This window comes from Microlunatus kandeliicorticis (assembly GCF_014137855.1).
Taxonomy (GTDB): domain Bacteria; phylum Actinomycetota; class Actinomycetes; order Propionibacteriales; family Propionibacteriaceae; genus Microlunatus; species Microlunatus kandeliicorticis.
The window spans coordinates 991,562-1,008,158 of record NZ_JACGWT010000001.1 but is presented as its reverse complement, the minus strand read 5'-3'; the positions used below and the strand labels follow the sequence as shown (position 1 = coordinate 1,008,158).

The window sequence follows — 16,597 nt, the reverse complement described above, 5'->3', positions numbered from 1 at the left end:
GGGAAAGACGACCTCGCCGACGGCTCGGTCTCGAATAGATCACGGCACAGGACCGATCGGTGCGAATTGCTTGACAGCACATCTTGCGCAAATTTACGTTGGCCCGGCCAGCGGCGGCGGTTCACCTCGAGCCTCGGTCGGTCGCCGCCGCGGCACCCAGCCTCAGCGCTCGTGGGACGCGACGCCGTCCCGGCAACCGACAGGGAGATCAACGTGGACCCCAGAATCACCTCGCGCCGGAAGTTCCTCGGCCTCGCCCTCGGCGTCCCGGCGAGCGCGGCCGCGCTCGCCGCCTGCGGCGGCACCACCCCCACCCAGACCGGTGCGGCCGGCGGCGGGGGCAACGGGGGCGGCGACGCCGGCTCCACCAGCTACTGGTTCCTCACCGGCCAGCCCGGCCAGGGGATCCGCGAGGACACCGTCAAGCGGTTCAACGCGGCCAACGCGAGCAGCAAGATCGCCTACACCGAGTTCGCGAACGACGCCTACAAGACCAAGATCAAGACCGCGCTCGGGGCCGGTCAGGGTCCGTCGATCATCTGGGGCTGGGGCGGCGGCGGCTTGCAGGAGTACGTCAAGAACGACCAGGTCGAGGACCTCACCGACTGGTTCGGCCAGAACGACGCCCTCAAGCAGAAGCTGTTCGCCTCCTCGTTCGCCGCGGCCACCGTGAACGACAAGATCTACGCGATGCCGTGTGAGACGGTCGCCCCGATCGTCCTCTACTACAACAAGTCGGTCTTCGACAAGGTCGGGGCGCAACCGCCGAGCACCTGGACCGACGTGATGAACCTGGTCGACAGGTTCAACGGCGCCGGCGTCGCCCCGTTCTCGCTGGGCGGGCAGTCGCGCTGGACGAACATGATGTGGCTGGAGTTCCTGCTCGACCGGATCGGCGGCTCGGGCGTCTTCCAGAACGTGTTCGAGGGCAAGTCCGACGCCTGGTCCGACCCGGCGGTCACCGAGATGCTGACCAAGATCCAGGACCTGGTCAAGGCCAAGGGCTTCGTCAAGGGCTTCTCCTCGATCACCGCCGACTCGAATGCCGACCAGGCGCTGCTCTACACCGGCAAGGCCGCGATGATGCTGCACGGCAGCTGGACCTACGGGAGCATGAAGGAGAGCGGCGGCGACTTCGTCACCGGCGGCCACCTCGGCTACATGAACTTCCCGACCGTCGAGGGCGGCAAGGGCGACCCGAGCGACACCGTCGGCAACCCGGGCCAGTACCTGTCGATCTCCGCCAAGGCGACCGATGCGCAGAAGGAAGCGGCCAAGAAGTTCTTCTCCACCACGGTCCTCGACGACACCGAGACCCAGGCCTGGGTCAAGGCCGGCAACGTCCCGATCGTCAACGGCGCCGACAAGAACTTCGGCAGCGGCGGCGACGCGGACTTCCTGTCCTTCGTCTACAAGACGGCCAGCGGGGCCAAGAACTTCGCCCAGTCCTGGGACCAGGCGCTCTCCCCCACCCAGGCCGAGACCCTGCTCGACAACATCGCCAAGCTGTTCCAGCTCAGCGTCACCCCCGAGCAGTGGGTCGAGAACATGAACAAGGCCATCGGATCGTGACCGCCCTCGCGGCCCCGGCGGCGGTGCAGGCCGCGCCGCCGGGGGAAGGCTCCCGCGCCGGTCACCTGAAGGGGGCCGACCTCACCTGGATGGCGCTGCCCGCGCTCGCCTTCTTCACCCTGTTCGGGATCGTCCCGCTGATCGGGGTGCTGGCGCTGTCGTTCACCACCTGGGACGGCATCGGCGCGATCCGGCCGTCCGGGCTGACCAGCTGGAAGGCGGTGCTGTCCGATCCCGGGCTGCCGCACTCGCTGCTGGTCACCTTCGAGGTGATGGCGCTGAGCTGGCTGGTGCAGACGCCGCTGAGCATCCTGCTCGGCACCTTCATCGCCGGCCAGCAGCGCTACCGCGCGGTGCTGGCGGTGCTCTACTTCATCCCGCTGCTGCTCAGCTCGGCGGCGATCGCCATCGCCTTCAAGGCCCTGCTCGACCCGAACTTCGGGCTCAGCGCCGGGCTGCACATCGCCGCCCTCAGCCAGGACTGGCTCGGCCAGCCCGGGCTGGCCATGGGCGTGGTGATCTTCGTGGTGTCCTGGCAGTACATCCCGTTCCACTCGCTGATCTACCAGGGCGGGGTCCGGCAGATCCCGACCAGCATGTACGAGGCCGCGCTGATCGACGGCGCCGGCCGCTTCCAGCAGTTCTTCTCGATCACCCTGCCGCAGCTGAAGTACACGATCATCACCTCCTCCACGCTGATGGTCGTCGGGTCGCTGACCTTCTTCGACCTGATCTTCGTGCTGACCGAGGGCGGCCCGGCCGACGCCACCCGGGTGCTGGCGCTGGACATGTACAAGACCGGTTTCCAGGCCAACCTGATGGGGCCGGCGAGCGCCATCGCGGTGATCCTCGTACTGGTCGGCCTGGTGCTCGCCCTGCTGCTCCGCCGGCTCGGCGGCAACGGCACCGACAGCCAGCTGGAAGGAGCCTGAGGTGGCGACCGCGACCCTCACCGAGCAGCGCACCGACACCGTGAGCACCGGCGGCCGGCCGCGTCGGTCGGGCCGGGCCACGCTCCGTCCCAACGTGATCGGCGGGGTGCTGAGCATCGTCTGGCTGGCGCTGGTGATCATCCCGGTCTACTGGATCGTGATCACCAGCTTCAAGAGCCAGAACGTCTACTACGCCACGAATCCGCTGGTTCCCGACGCGCCCACCATCGAGAACTACTCGCTGGTGATCGCCTCGGACTTCCCGCGCTACTTCCTCAACAGCGTGATCGTCACCGTCGGCGCCGTGGTGCCCGGAGTGCTGGTGTCGTTCGTCGCGGCCTACGCGATCGTCCGCAGCGGGACGCGGGTGCTCCGGTTCATCAACTCGCTGTTCCTGATGGGCCTGGCCATCCCGCTGCAGGCGACCGTGATCCCGGTCTACCTGCTGATCATCAAGCTCGGGCTCTACGACACCCTGGCCGCGATCGCGCTGCCGTCGATCGCCTTCTCGATCCCGCTGGCCGTGCTGGTGCTGAGCAACTTCATCCGCGACGTACCCAAGGAGCTCTTCGAGTCGATGCGGGTGGACGGGGCCTCGGAGTGGGGCACGCTGTGGCACCTCGCCTTCCCGCTGACCCGTCCGGCGCTGGTCACGGTGACCATCTACAGCGCGCTCGGCATCTGGAACGGCTTCCTGCTGCCGCTGATCCTGACCCAGAGCCCGGACAAGCGGGTGCTCCCGCTGGCGCTGTGGAGCTTCCAGGGCCAGTACAGCGTCAACGTCCCCGCGGTGCTGGCCTCGGTGGTGCTGACCACGCTGCCGATCCTGGTGCTCTACGTGATCGGGCGACGCCAGCTGCTCTCCGGGCTCACCGCCGGCTTCTCGAAGTGACGCCGGGGCCACCGCCGCCACGGTTTGCGGCGGTGGCCTAGCGTGTCCCGGTGAGCACCCAGACCCGTGAGATCCACCTCGCCGCGCGCCCGCACGGCACCCCGACGCCGGACGACTTCCGGCTCGTCGAGACCACGCTCCCCGACCCCGGACCCGGCCAGCTGCTGGTCCGCAACCGGGCGATGTCGGTCGACCCGTACATGCGCGGCCGGATGAACGACAGCAAGTCCTACGTGGCCCCGTTCCGGCTCGACGCTCCGCTCGAGGGCGGGGCGGTCGGCGAAGTGGTGGCAGCAGGCCCGGACACCACGGTCGAGGTCGGCACCCTGGTGCTGCACAACCTCGGCTGGCGCGAGCACGCGCTGGTCGCGGCCGACGCCGTCCAGCCGCTGCGCGAGGTGCCGGGGGCTTCCCCCAGCCACTACCTCGGGGTCCTGGGCATGCCCGGCCTGACCGCGTACGCGGGGCTGTTCCGGGTCGGCGCCCTCCAGGCCGGTGAGACCGTGTTCGTCTCCGGCGCCGCGGGCGCGGTCGGCTCCCTGGTCGGCCAGTTCGCCAGGCTCGGCGGCGCCGGACGGGTCGTCGGCAGCGCCGGCTCGGCCGAGAAGGTCGCCTTCCTCACCGACGAACTGCACTTCGACGCCGCCTTCGACTACCACGACGGCCCGGTCCGTGACCGGCTGCGGGAGGCCGCCCCCGACGGCATCGACGTCTACTTCGACAACGTCGGCGGCGAGCAGCTCGAGGCGGCCATCGGGGCGCTCCGGCTGCGCGGACGCGGTGCGCTCTGCGGGGCGATCTCGGCCTACAACGCCACCGAGCCGCCGCCCGGGCCTCGCAACCTCGGTCTGATGGTGAGCAACCGGCTGCGGCTCGAGGGCTTCCTGGTCGGCGACCACCGCGACCTGCAGGGCGAGTTCGCCGAGCGCGTCGGCGGCTGGTTCGCCGCGGGCGACCTGGTCGTGCGCGAGACGGTCCGCGAGGGTCTCGACTCCGCCGTCGGGGCGTTCCTCGGCCTGCTGGCCGGGGAGAACACCGGGAAGATGGTCGTCACCTTCTGAGCGGTGCCGCGGTGCGGCGCGAGCGCTCGGCGTCCCGGGACGTCTTGCGCGTCGCGCCGATACTGGGCGCATGTCCTCCGACCGCACCCGCTCCGTCGTCGTCCTGGCGCTGGCCGTCCTGCAGATCGTCAGCTCGCCGCTGACCACCCTGCTCGGGATCGGTCCCGACACCGGAGCGGTCTCGGACGCGAACCGCAGCCTGATCACCCCGGCCGGCTACGCCTTCAGCATCTGGGGGCTGATCTATCTCGCCTCGCTCGCCTACGCGACCAACCAGCTGCGCCCGAGCGAACGGACCCGCCCGGTCCAGCGCCGGACCGGCTGGTGGATGGCACTGGCCTTCGCCTCGAGCACGGTCTGGGTGCCGATCTTCGCCACCAGGACGATCTGGCTGTCGCAGATCGTGATCCTGGTGCTGGTCGTCGCGCTGATCACCGCGGCGGTGCGGGCCGCCCGCACCGGGCCGGCGCAGCGGACCACCGAGCGGGCGCTGGTCCGGCTGCCGATCACGCTCTATCTCGGCTGGGCCGTGCTCGCCGCGACCGCCGGGTTCGGCGTGACGTTCCGCAGCCTCGGGATGCCGCCGGCCGCCGCCTGGGTGACCGTGGTCTCGGTGCTGCTGCTGGCCGCGGCCACGCTGTGCTGCCTGTGGGTGGTCGGCCGGGCCACCGCGCTGGCCGCGTTCGCCTTCACCGCGCTGTGGGCGCTGGTGGCCGTGGTGGTCGCCACGCCGTCGGACGTGGTCCGGGTGGCCGCCGTGCTGGCCGCCGTCGTCGTCGCGGCCGCGCTGATCGTCCGGACCGGGCGGAGCGACCGCAAGCCGACGATCCTGCTCGGCTGACCCCCGACCGGGCCGGCTCCGGTTAGCGTGACGCCGTGAGCCGCGCCCGGAGCCCCCGCCGCCCGCGCCTGATCGTCCCGGTGCCGCTGGGCCTCGCACCGGGCCTCGCACTGGGCCTCGCGCTGGCCGGGTGCGGGTCGGTGCCGTCGGCCGGCCCGGCGCCGGTGAGCACGGCGACCGCGCTCCCCGCGCCGACCACCGCGACCGCACCTCCCACCGTCGCGGCCACGCCCTCGGGCACCCCGTCAGGCAAGCCGTCGGTCACGTCCTCGGCCAGCGCCTCGGCCAGGCCGTCGGCCCGCGTGTCGACCCGGCCCTCCAGCACCGCCGGCTCCGGCGGGGCGACCAGCCACCCAGTGATCGTCATCGACCCGGGTCACAGCGGGCGGTCGATCCGGAGCCGCACGGTGAACGGTCTGCTCGACGTCGACTACCCGAACCAGCCGGAGATGCGCGAGGTCTTCGACGTCAGCAGCTGCGTCGCCGCCGGGCTGCGGAGCGACGGCTACCGGGTGCTGCTGACCAAGGCCCACGAGAGCTCGAGCGTCAGCCTGACCGAGCGGGCCCGGATCGCCGACCGGGCGCACGCCGCGCTGGCCATCAGCGTCCACGACGACCACAGCCAGGGACCGACGTTCCAAGCGGTCTACAGCCAGCTCGGGCTGACCGTGGACGGACGCCACCACGCGATGTGGCGCGGTCGCGGGAGTCACCGGACGGTCTTCGACCAGCCGTCGGTGGCCCGCGCCAGCGACCGGGCCGCCCGCCTGATCGCCCGCGCCCGGAGCCGCGCCGAGGGCCGCCCGGTCCGGCTGGCCGAGGAGAACTTCGCCGGCCGGCCCCCGCTCGAACCCGGCAACCTGGCCCTGGTCCAGCTGCTCACCCACCGGCCGTGGGTCTACAACGAGCTCGGCGCCCGCGCCGGTGGGAGCACCACCAGCGAGCTGACGGTCGCCCAGGAGACCGCCTACGCCCAGGGTCTGCTCGACGGCGCCGAGGCCGCCGTCCCCAACGGCGACCGCTCCCCCGCCACCCGCGCCTCCCTCGGCCGCTGCCTCGCCGCCCGTCGCTGACCCGCCCGCGACGACGCGCGCTGAGCCTTCCTCGCACGAGCGGTGAGCCTGTCGAAGCGCGCTGCACCCTTCGCCCTCGAACGCACGCTGAGCCTGTCGAAGCGCCTCAGCGCTCGCCCTTCGACGGGCTCAGGGCACCGTGGGCGACGTTCCCGCGGGAACGCGCGCTGAGCCTGTCGAAGCGCCGCACCCCTCACCTTGGAACGCGCGCTGAGCCTGTCGAAGCGCTGCACCCCTCGCCCTTCGACAGGCTCAGGGCACCGTGGCGACGTTCCCGCGGGAACGCACGCTGAGCCTGTCGAAGCGCCGCACCCTTCGCCCTTCGACAGGCTCAGGGCGCCGTGGTGGTCAGGCCTCGGTGTAGGTGCCGGTCAGGTGGTAGAGCCGGCCGCCCCAGCCGTCAGCCGGGAAGCTGTCGGCGATCCGGAGGTAGACGGTCTTGGTGGTGCCGAGGTAGGGCGTCAGGTCGAGGGTGTGGTCGCCCTTGTTCGAACCGTCGGTGACCGGCTGGTCCTCCTTGAGCACGGTGGTCCAGGTCGAGCCGTCGGAGCTCGCCTGCACCAGGTACTCGGCGTCGATGGTGAGCGTGACCTTCGCCGCGGTGGTGTCGCGGGGCAGCGGGAACCGGTAGACGAAGTCGTGGTCGCCGTCGGCGAACCGGTTCTGGACGCCGTTGCTCTGCGAGCCGTCCGCGTCCCACAGCCACGGGGTCTCGGCCGCTGTCCCGGTGTCGAAGTCGATGCTGCGCGCGACCAGCACGTCCGACCGGCCGTCGAAGGCCATGCCGCCGCCGCTGACCCGGGCGCGCACCGTGCCGGTCCCGGTGGCGGCGCCGGCCGGGACCCGGACGCGGACGGTGACGGTCGCGGCCACCGGCCGGGCGACCCCGCGGGTGGTCAGGGTGAGCGTCGCGCTGCTCGGCGTCACCTCCCAGCCCCCCGGCGCGCTCAGCCGCACCCGGACGGGCAGCCGGGCGCCGGCCGGGCCGGTGGCGCTGACCCGCACGGTGGTGCGCACGGTGGTGGTCCCGGTCTTCGCCGGCATCACCACCGGCTGCGCGGGGTCGAGGGTCACGGCCAGCGAGCGCTTCGGCGCCCGCTGCGGGACGTCGGCGATCAGGGCGCTGAGCGCGCTGGCCTGGGTCCGCCAGTCGAAGACGTTCGGGTGGTCCCCGCCGGTCACCCCCGACCACCGGGTGCCCAGGCGGTCGGCCGCGTCGCGGTCGTCGGTCCAGACCGCCTGGGCCTGCCGGTGCACGAACCGGGTGTACCGGGCGGCGTGGGTGGTGTCGGCCAGGTCCATCCAGTAGCGCAGGAAGACGCCCTTGAACTGCTTGGCGTTGTCGTCGCAGGTCTGGTCGGCGGCGTCGCAGGACTCGGTCAGCACGCCGTCGCGGACCAGCGGCGAGGTGAGCGTCGCGTCGGCCAGCCGTTCGGCGGTGCGCAGCGCGCTCTTCTGCCCGGTGGCCCGGTAGATCTCCAGCCCGGCGCCGATCCCGAGCCCCTGGTTGTAGCTCCAGACGGTCTGGCCGTTGTTGGCGCAGGTGCTGGTCAGGCCGTCGTCGACGAGACCGTCGGCGTTGATCAGACCGCTGTGGGTGTACCAGGTCCAGGCCTCGGTGGCCCGGCCGAGCCAGAGGGTGTCGCCGGGCAGCCGGTTGTGCAGCTCGGCGGTCAGCCGGACGTAGAGACCGTTGGTCACCGCGTTCTTGTAGGTCCGCTCGGCGTCCCACCAGACGCCGCCGCCGCAGGTGCTGGTGTCCCAGTAGCCGTGGACGTAGGTGGCGATCCTGACCGCCATGTCGAGGTACTTCCGCTGGTGGGTCAGGTCGTAGGCCTGCACCCAGGTGAGCCCCCACCACTCCGAGTCGTCGATCGCCCGGCTGGTGAAGTTGCCGAGCAACGGGTCGCCGGACAGCTCGCCGGCCGGGAAGCTGCCCTGGTCCTTGACGAAGGTGTTGTCGAGCTGGCCGAGATAGCGCCGGTCGCCCGTCCGCTGCATGTAGTCGCCGATCGTCTGCAGCGCGACCGCCGAGTTCCACCAGCTCGACGGGAACCACGCCTTGTCCGGGTCGTAGGAGCTCATCAACACGTCGGCGGCGACCCGCGCCCGGGCGACGGCGGTCGGACCCGACGGACCCGCGATCCCCGCCGGCTCCGGTGCGGCGTGCGCGGTGGTCAGCCCGGGACCGGTGACCAGCAGCAGCACGGACGCACAGAGGGCCGCGAGCCGGCCGCGCCGTCGGGTCCGAGGGACAGCTGACCGGTCCGCGGCGGGTGAGGGCTCGACAGGCGTGAGCGGATCCTGCGGACGGGGTGGCGTCGTTGCCAAGGTCATGACTCGACCTGCTTCCGTGGAGGTGAGCGTGAGGGGTGGGCGGTCCGTGGACCACTCGTGCTGAAAACGTTTCCAGCGTCCCGCCATCGAACCGCCGGCCGACCCGACGTGTCAAGAACCAACGACGGAATCGATGACCCGGTCGGGAAGCACCCGATCGCGGACCGGGAGCTCAGGCCGCGGTGCGGGCGCGCTCACGCAGGGCTCGCAGGTGCACCGAGGCCCAGGTGCGGAACGGTCGCCAGCCGTCCCCGACCTCGGCCAGCGGCCGCCCGCCGTAGCGGTCGGCGACCTCGGCGGCGAGCCGCTTCTCCTGGGTGGGGAGCACGTCCGGCGCGTTGGCGCCGCGGAGCACCACCAGCTCGGCCGCGAACGGACCGAGGCCCTTGATCGCCCGGACCTGCTCGAGCGCGACCTCGGGGTCGACCGCCCGCAACGCGGCGCCGGCGAGCCGGCCGTCGAGCGCGGCCTCCAGCACCGCCTCGAGGTACTCGTTCTTCCGGCCGGGCAGGTCGAGACCGGCGCGGAGCAGCCTGTCCGGAGCCGGGAACGCTCCGTCGTCGCCGAGCTCGCGGGTGATCCGCTCGCGCAGCGCCGCGGCCTGGGTGATCCGCACCCGCTGCGACAGCACCGACCAGACCGCGGCCTCGTAGGGCGAGTAGAAGCCGCACGGACGCAGCCCCGGCAGCTCGGCCTGGGCGGCCCCGATCACGGGGTCGCGGACACCGACGGCGGGCCACCCGGTCCCGTCGACGTCGAGGGCCAGCACCCGACGCACCTGCTCGACGGCGGCGTCGAGGTCACCGGGACCGCTGACCTCGATCGCGGCGCTGCTCCCCTGCTGGTGGACGACCGCCTCGACCCGCGACCAGTCGGTGTCGGAGCGGAAGGTCATGGTCAGAGCGGACCCCGCGTCCTGGTCGCGCAGCCGGTTCGGGCTGAAGCCCTCCCAGAACGCCCGGCTCACGTCGAGCCGCCACGGCCCGCGCACCTCGGTCTCCACCCGGTGTCGCCCCATGTCCCCACCCCTGCGTCCAGCCGGCGTCGTGCCGGCGTCGTGCCGGCGTCCTACCGGCTCGCCGGACGTTAGCCGTGACCGCCGACAGTTCCGGCCCGGCCGACCGGCGGTGCCCACCCCGGCCGCCGGATCAGACAGAAGGGGTGTCCGTCCGGGTCCGCGTAGACGTCGCTCCGTCCGTCCGTGCCGCCGTGGTCGGGCAGCCGGGTGGCCCCGAGCGCCAGCACCGCCGCGCCGGCGGCGTCGAGGTCGTCGACCATCACGTCGAGGTGCAGCTGCTGCGGCACGGCCGGGTCGGGCCAGGTCGGACGGCGGTGGTCCGGGGCCCGCTGGAAGGCGAGCCCGGAGCTGGTGTCGTCCGGCGCCACCACCACGAAGTCCTGCTCGGACCAGGTCACCGGGCGGCCGAGCAGCGCGGACCAGAAGGCGGCCGCCCGCGCAGGATCGGCCGAGTCGACCACCAGGTGGTGCGGACGCCCGATCGGCCCGGTCGACGTCGCCGGGTCCGCGTCGTCACCCGTTGCTCCGCTCATCCCGTCATCCTGCGCCCGACGGGATCGAGCCGTCACCGGACGGTCGGTCCTGGCTAGGATCGAGCAATGAGCACGGCAGTCGGGACCCCGAGCGAGCCTGCCACCGGGCTGCCCCCGGCCGGCGCCGACGAGGCCGCCCTGCGGCGGTTCCTCGAGGGGCTGCCGGCGGTCGACCCGGTCGGTCTCGAGCAGCGTGCAGCCGGCCTGGCCACCCGTTCGATCAAGAAGGACAGCAAGCTCGCCGCGATCGACCTGGCCATCGCGATGGTCGACCTGACCACGCTCGAGGGCGCGGACTCCCCGGGCAAGATCGTCAACCTGTGCCGCAAGGCGTTGACTCCCGACGCGGGTGCTCCGGACACCCCGCGACCGGCCGCGGTCTGCGTCTACCCCGACCGGGTGGCGGTGGCCAAGGAGACCCTCGGCGACTCCGGGGTGCTGGTCGCCTCGGTGGCCAGCGCGTTCCCGGCCGGCCGGAGCAGCCTCGAGGTCAAGATCGCCGACACCGAGCTCGCGGTGGCCGCCGGTGCCGACGAGGTCGACATGGTGATCGACCGCGGCGCCTTCCTGGCCGGGCGGTACGGGCTCGTCCATGATCAGATCGTGGCGATCAAGCAGGCCGCCGGGCGGGCTCGGTTGAAGGTCATCCTCGAGACCGGCGAGCTCGCCACCTACGACAACGTCCGGCGGGCCGCCTGGCTCGCCCTGCTCGCCGGCGCCGACTTCGTCAAGACCTCGACCGGCAAGGTGTCGCCGGCGGCCACGCTCCCGGTCACCCACGTGCTGCTCCAGGCCGTGCGCGACTGGAAGCTGCTGACCGGTGAGCAGCGGGCGGTCAAGCCGGCCGGCGGCATCCGCACCACCAAGGACGCAATCCGTTACCTGGTGGCGGTCCACGAGGTCGCCGGACCCGAGTGGCTCGACCCGCACTGGTTCCGGTTCGGGGCCTCGTCGGTGCTCAACGACCTGATCATGCAGCGGCAGGCGCAGCGCGCCGGGCACTACTGGGGCGCCGACTACGTCAGCCTCGACTGACGCGGCAGGAGGAGAACCATGATCGACTTCAGCTACGCGGCGGCTCCCGAGTCGGCGGCGATCGGCCGGGTCCGCGACCGCTACCTGCCCTACATCGACGGCGAGTTCGTCGAGGGCAAGGGCGCCGACCTGGAGACGGTCAACCCGGGGACCGGCGAACTGCTCAGCGTGGTCTCGACCGTCGCCGAGGAGGACCTCGACGTCGCCGTCCGCGCGGCCCGGACCGCGTTCGACGGACCCTGGTCGCGGCTGACCGGCGCCCAGCGCGGGGCCTACCTGTTCCGGATCGCCCGCGGCATCGCAGAGCGGTCGCGTGAGCTGGCGGTGGTCGAGTGCCTCGACAACGGCAAGCCGATCAAGGAGACCCGGGACTTCGACGTCCCGACCGCGGCCCAGCACTTCTTCAGCCACGCCGGCTGGGCCGACAAGCTCGAGCACCTCGGGCTCGGCCCCAGCCCGCGCCCGCTGGGCGTGGCCGGGCAGGTGATCCCGTGGAACTTCCCGCTGCTGATGGCCGCCTGGAAGATCGCGCCCGCGCTCGCCGCCGGCAACACGGTGGTGATCAAGCCCGCCGAGACCACGCCGCTGTCGATCCTGGTGCTGGCCGAGATCATCGCCGACGCCGACCTGCCGCCGGGCGTGGTCAACATCGTCCCCGGAGCCGGGGACGTCGGGGCGGCTCTGGTCGATCATCCCGGGCTCGACAAGGTCGCCTTCACCGGGTCGACCGCGGTCGGCCGGCAGATCCAGCGCCGGCTGGCCGGCACCGGCCGCAAGTTCACCCTCGAGCTGGGCGGCAAGGGCGCCAACATCGTCTTCGCCGACGCGGCCCAGGACCAGGCGGTCGAGGGCGTGGTCAACGGGATCTTCTTCAACCAGGGCCAGGTGTGCTGCGCCGGTTCGCGGCTGCTGGTGCAGGAACCCGTCGCCGAGGAGTTCCTCGCCCGGTTGAAGAGCCGGGTGGAGACGCTGCGGGTCGGCGACCCGATGGACAAGAACACCGACGTCGGCGCGATCAACTCCGCGGCCCAGCTGGACCGGATCACCGCGCTGCTGGAGGCCGGCGACGCCGAGGGCGCGGAACGGTGGACGTCGTCCTGCCCGCTGCCCGACCGCGGTTGGTACCTGGCGCCGACGATCTTCGAGCAGGCCAGCCCCTCGATGCGGGTCGCCCGGGAGGAGATCTTCGGACCGGTGCTGTCGGTGATGACCTTCCGGACGCCGGAGGAGGCGCTGGCCAAGGCCAACAACACCCCGTACGGCTTGAGCGCCGGGGTCTGGACCGAGAAGGGCTCGCGGGCGATGGCGATGGCGGCCGGGCTCCGTGCGGGCGTGGTGTGGGACAACACCTTCAACCGCTTCGACCCCACCGCCGCCTTCGGCGGCTACCGCGAGTCCGGATTCGGCCGCGAGGGCGGTCCGGCGGGCATGCGCGCCTACCTGCACGACGACGACGAACCGGTGCTGGCCCGTCCGGCGAGCACCGGCCGGGACGGGGACCGATGACCCACCTGACCGTGCCCAAGACCTACAAGCTCTATCTGGGTGGGAAGTTCCCGCGCTCGGAGTCGGGGCGCACCTATCCGGTGACCGACGTCCAGGGACGGTTCCTGGCCAACGCCGCGCAGGCCTCGCGCAAGGACGCCCGGGACGCGGTCTCGGCCGCCCGCAAGGGATTCACGGCCTGGTCGGGGGCGACCGCGTACAACCGCGGCCAGGTGATCTACCGGATCGCCGAGATGCTCGAGGGCCGCAGCGCGCAGTTCGTCGAGCTGATCACCACGACCACCGGGGCGGCCGCCCGGACCGCGACCGCCGAGGTGCAGACGGCGGTCGAGCGACTGGTGCACTACGCGGGCTGGACCGACAAGCTGGCCGCGGTGTTCGGCTCGGCCAACCCGGTCTCCGCGCCCTACTTCAGCTACTCCGCGCCCGAGCCGACCGGGGTGGTGGCCGTCTTCGCCCCGACCGGCGCCCCGCTGCTCGGGCTGGTGTCGGTGCTCGCGCCGGTGCTCGCCGGGGGCAACGCCGCGGTGGTGGTGGCCGCCGAACCCGACGCCTGCACGGCGATCGCGCTCGCCGAGGTGCTGGCCACCTCCGACGTCTCCGGCGGGGTGGTCAACGTGCTGACCGGCAGCGCCGCCGAGCTCGCGCCCCACCTGGCCCGGCACGCCGACGTCGACGCGCTCGACCTCACCGGTCTCGACGACGAGCTGGCCGCCGCCTGCCAGGCCGACTCCGCCGAGACGGTCAAGCGGGTCTACCGACCGGCCGGCGTCCCGGACTTCGCCGCGGCCCCCGGCACCGCCCGGCTGCGGGCGTTCCTGGAGATCAAGACCGTCTGGCACCCCACCGGCGCGGTCTCGCTGGCCGCCGGCAGCAGCTACTGACACGGCCGCTTCGACCACCGGGGAGCCGACCATGAGACTGGTCCAGATCGCCCAGCACGCCGACGACCTCGCGCGGGCGACCGCCTTCTACGCCGATCTGCTCGGGGTGCCGCCGACGGCGTCGTTCGACCCGCCGGGCCTGGTGTTCTTCGACCTCGACGGCGTCCGGCTGCTGCTCGAGCAGGGTGCGCCGAGCGCGACGCTCTATCTCGCGGTCGACGACGTCGTGGGCACCGTCGACCGGCTCCGCGCCCGCGGCGAGGTGGTCGAGTCCGACCCCCACGTGATCTTCGAGCACCAGGATGACACCCTCGGCCCGGCCGGCACGGCCGAGTGGCAGGCGTTCGTCCGCGATCCCGAGGGCAACCTGGTGGGGCTGGTGGAACACCGGGCGGGCGCCGCGGGCTGACGTCGATCGCCTGCCCTTCGACAGGCTCAGGGCACCGTCTCGGGCTCCGCGCGCCGAGGGCACCGTCGTGGTCCCGCGCGCTGAGCCTGTCGAAGCGCTCCGGGCTCAGCCGGTGACCGGACGCTCGGCGAAGGTGACCGCGGCCCCGGCGGGCAGGGTGTAGCGGTAGTCGAAGCCGGCGACGGGGATCGCCACCCGGGCGGTCGAGCGGCCGGCGTTGAGCGCCGCCTGCACCCGCGTCCCGTCGGGCAGCCGGGCGCTGTCACGCCGCAGCGTGCCGCGGCTGGTCTGCCGCACCGTGCCGGACGCCTCCCGCAGGTTGAGCTCGGCCACCGACCACCAGCTGCCCGAGCTCTCGGTGCTGACGATCCTGAGGTAGCGCGCGGTGGTCCGGGGCAGCGCCACCGTGGTCACCGGCCCGGTGCCCTGACCGCGGGCCACCGTGGTCCAGGCGGAGCCGTCCGGGGAGGTCTGCAGCTCGTAGCCGCGGAGGTAGTCCCCGACGCTCGTCCCGCTGTCGAGCACCAGCTGGCTGAACGTCCGGGCGGCGCCCAGGTCGACCGTCAACGACATCCCCGGCACCTGTCCGGTGCCGGAGCTCCACCGGGTGGACAGGTCGCCGTCGAGCAGGTTGGCCACCGGGGAGTCCGGGTCGCTCGCCGAGGCGGTCACCTGCCAGCCGGTGCGGCTCAGCGCGGTGCTGGCCGGCGCGACCAGCTGCGACCCGTACGGCCGGGACATCACCAGCCAGCGGTCGCCGACCCGCACCTGGTCGAGCTGGTCGAGCAGCGCCGGACCGACGCTCAGCGTGTACCGCCCGGTCGGCGTCCCCGCGGGTGCGCGGCCGAGGTCGAGGTCGGTCCACCCGAGCCGGGCGTCCCCGGCCGGCCGGACCCCGGCCGGAGCACGGAACGTGTAGGTGGCCGCGGCGCCGGCGGCCAGGCTGGTGCTGACGTGCCGGCCGCCGACCCGCAGGGTGAGGTCGGCGGCGGTCGTCCCGCCGTTGAAGACGATCACCGCCTGGCTGCCGTCGGGGTTGGTGAACGCGACGTCGCTGAGGCCGGTGCTGCCGGCCGGCAGCGCCGGCTCGGAGGAGGCGATCCGGACCGCGCCGGGACGGACGAACCGACTGGCCTGGGCCAGCGCCCAGTAGTCGAGTTCCTTGGTCACGGTGCCGTCGTCGTGCACGGTGACCAGCCCGCGACAGGTGTCGCAGCCGTGGTTCTGCGGCCCGCGCCGGTCGTCGAGGGCGACGTTCCACAGCACCACCGACTGGCCCCAGTTCCGCGGCACCCCGATCAGGGTCTGCATGGTGGCCGCGAACGCCTGGGTGTCGGTCCCCTGCCAGGTCCCGCCCGAGCACTCGGTCTCGAACGCCTGCGCCCGCGGGTAGTCGTTGTGCGCGACCGACTGCGCGCCGACGTCGCCGCCGTAGCAGTGCCAGGCCGTCCCGGGGACGTAGCGGGCGGCACGCCGGTCGGCCTGCAGCTGTTCGGGGTAGGCGGGGACGTCCCAGTTGTGGTCGTAGCCGAGGATCTTGGTCCCCAGCCCGGCCCGGGCGAGGGCCGGACCGAGGTCCCGCCCGATGAACGCCGCCTCCTGGTCGGCCGTGAAGCTCATCCCCGGGTAGGTGGCCGGCTCGTAGAGCGGCTCGTTCTGGGCGCTGACGTACTGCACCGGCAGCCCCGCCGCCCGGTAGGCCTCGAGGTATTTCACGAAGTAGCGGGCGTAGGTCTTCGCGTACTGCGGGAGCAGCGTCCCGGTGACCATCGAGTCGGAGGTCTTCATCCAGCCGGGCGGTGACCACGGCGTCCCCATCAGCGTCAGTCCGGGGTTGATCCGGCGGGCCTCCCGCAGCCGCGGGATGACCGCCTGCTCGTCGCGGGCGATGCTGAAGTCGCGCAACCTCGGGTCGGTCTGCCCGGCCGGCTGGTCGTCGTAGCTGTAGGAGTCGGTGGCGAAGTCCGAGGCGCCCATGGGGTTGCGTAGGAAGCTGAGCCCGATCCCCTGACGCGGGCTGAACAGGTCGGTCATCACCGAGCGCCGGGTCTCCTCGGGCAGCCGGCCGAGCACGATCGCGCTCGACTCGGTCATCGCGGCCCCGAACCCGGTCATCCGCTGGTAGCGCCGGGTCGGGTCGACGGCGATCACGGTGCCGGCGTCCGGACCGGTGACCGGGCCGGTCGACCAGGACAGGTCCGCGCCCCGTGCGAGGTGCTGGCCCGCGGCCAGGTCGGTGGTCCAGACCCGCACCGCGCCGGGCGCGAGGGACGGGTCGACGGCCGGGGCCGCCGCCGCGGACGCCACCGGGCCGAGCGGGGCGACGGCCAGCGCCACGACGGTGACCGCGGTGGTCGTGGCCGGGACGAGCCGGCCGGCCGGGCGCGCGAGGGCCGGGCGCGAGCGGGCCGGGCGCGAGAGAGCCGGGCGCGGGAGCGTGGGGCGCGGGAGGGTGCTGGTCATCGTCACTCCGTCGTGTCGACCTGCCACCGCGGCTCGGGGTC

14 protein-coding genes are annotated in these 16,597 nt (G+C 72.8%); 10 read left to right on the top strand and 4 right to left on the bottom strand.

Annotated features, from left to right (window positions below; all coding sequences use genetic code 11):
• Positions 1-213: 213 nt before the first annotated feature.
• From FHX74_RS04465 to FHX74_RS20085, 6 genes are all read left to right on the top strand, one after another.
• Positions 214-1,572, top strand: a complete 1,359-nt coding sequence (locus FHX74_RS04465) for an extracellular solute-binding protein (RefSeq protein ID WP_182558822.1) — start codon at positions 214-216, stop codon at positions 1,570-1,572.
• Positions 1,569-2,504 (top strand): carbohydrate ABC transporter permease, encoded by a 936-nt coding sequence (locus FHX74_RS04460; protein ID WP_328823607.1) that lies wholly within the window; start codon positions 1,569-1,571, stop codon positions 2,502-2,504. The genes FHX74_RS04465 and FHX74_RS04460 overlap by 4 nt, the downstream gene beginning before the upstream one ends.
• 1 nt (position 2,505) lies before the next feature.
• Positions 2,506-3,396 carry a carbohydrate ABC transporter permease gene (locus FHX74_RS04455; RefSeq protein WP_182558821.1) on the top strand — a complete coding sequence of 297 codons (891 nt, stop codon included), beginning with the start codon at positions 2,506-2,508 and terminating at the stop codon, positions 3,394-3,396.
• Between the two features lie 50 nt (positions 3,397-3,446).
• Positions 3,447-4,457 carry an NADP-dependent oxidoreductase gene (locus tag FHX74_RS04450; protein WP_182558820.1) on the top strand — a complete coding sequence of 337 codons (1,011 nt, stop codon included), beginning with the start codon at positions 3,447-3,449 and terminating at the stop codon, positions 4,455-4,457.
• A 70-nt stretch (positions 4,458-4,527) separates the two neighbouring features.
• Positions 4,528-5,298, top strand: coding sequence for a tryptophan-rich sensory protein (locus tag FHX74_RS04445; protein ID WP_182558819.1), 771 nt, complete (start codon positions 4,528-4,530; stop codon positions 5,296-5,298).
• Positions 5,299-5,333: 35 nt separating this feature from the next.
• Entirely contained in the window at positions 5,334-6,371 is a 1,038-nt protein-coding gene (locus FHX74_RS20085; RefSeq protein WP_182558818.1) for an N-acetylmuramoyl-L-alanine amidase, read from the top strand.
• A 348-nt stretch (positions 6,372-6,719) separates the two neighbouring features.
• Here FHX74_RS20085 and FHX74_RS04435 read toward each other — a convergent pair whose 3' ends face one another.
• The 3 genes from FHX74_RS04435 to FHX74_RS04425 form a co-directional block, all read right to left on the bottom strand.
• The gene (locus FHX74_RS04435) at positions 6,720-8,579 is read right to left on the bottom strand and encodes a glycoside hydrolase family 76 protein (protein ID WP_328823606.1); all 1,860 of its coding nucleotides are present in this window, start codon (positions 8,577-8,579) and stop codon (positions 6,720-6,722) included.
• 301 nt (positions 8,580-8,880) lie between these two features.
• Positions 8,881-9,726: a DNA-3-methyladenine glycosylase family protein gene (locus tag FHX74_RS04430; RefSeq protein WP_182558816.1), complete on the bottom strand. Its 846-nt coding sequence runs from the start codon at positions 9,724-9,726 to the stop codon at positions 8,881-8,883.
• A gap of 68 nt (positions 9,727-9,794) precedes the next feature.
• Complete coding sequence (locus FHX74_RS04425) at positions 9,795-10,259, bottom strand: VOC family protein (protein WP_182558815.1); 465 nt, start codon at positions 10,257-10,259, stop codon at positions 9,795-9,797.
• Between the two features lie 66 nt (positions 10,260-10,325).
• Between FHX74_RS04425 and deoC the strand changes: the two genes are divergently transcribed.
• Genes deoC through FHX74_RS04405 form a run of 4 tightly spaced genes read left to right on the top strand, consistent with a single transcriptional unit; the run spans position 10,326 to position 14,093 of the window.
• A complete protein-coding gene (gene deoC, locus FHX74_RS04420; RefSeq protein ID WP_182558814.1) occupies positions 10,326-11,294 on the top strand; it encodes a deoxyribose-phosphate aldolase in 969 nt (322 codons plus the stop codon).
• A gap of 18 nt (positions 11,295-11,312) precedes the next feature.
• On the top strand, positions 11,313-12,800 hold the full coding sequence (locus FHX74_RS04415; RefSeq protein WP_182558813.1) for an aldehyde dehydrogenase family protein: 1,488 nt from the start codon (positions 11,313-11,315) through the stop codon (positions 12,798-12,800).
• A complete protein-coding gene (locus tag FHX74_RS04410) occupies positions 12,797-13,684 on the top strand; it encodes an aldehyde dehydrogenase family protein (protein ID WP_182558812.1) in 888 nt (295 codons plus the stop codon). Before FHX74_RS04415 ends, FHX74_RS04410 begins: the two co-directional genes overlap by 4 nt.
• Before the next feature lie 31 nt (positions 13,685-13,715).
• A complete protein-coding gene (locus FHX74_RS04405) occupies positions 13,716-14,093 on the top strand; it encodes a VOC family protein (protein WP_182558811.1) in 378 nt (125 codons plus the stop codon).
• A 105-nt stretch (positions 14,094-14,198) separates the two neighbouring features.
• Here FHX74_RS04405 and FHX74_RS04400 read toward each other — a convergent pair whose 3' ends face one another.
• A complete protein-coding gene (locus FHX74_RS04400; protein ID WP_182558810.1) occupies positions 14,199-16,556 on the bottom strand; it encodes a discoidin domain-containing protein in 2,358 nt (785 codons plus the stop codon).
• Positions 16,557-16,597: the final 41 nt, after the last annotated feature.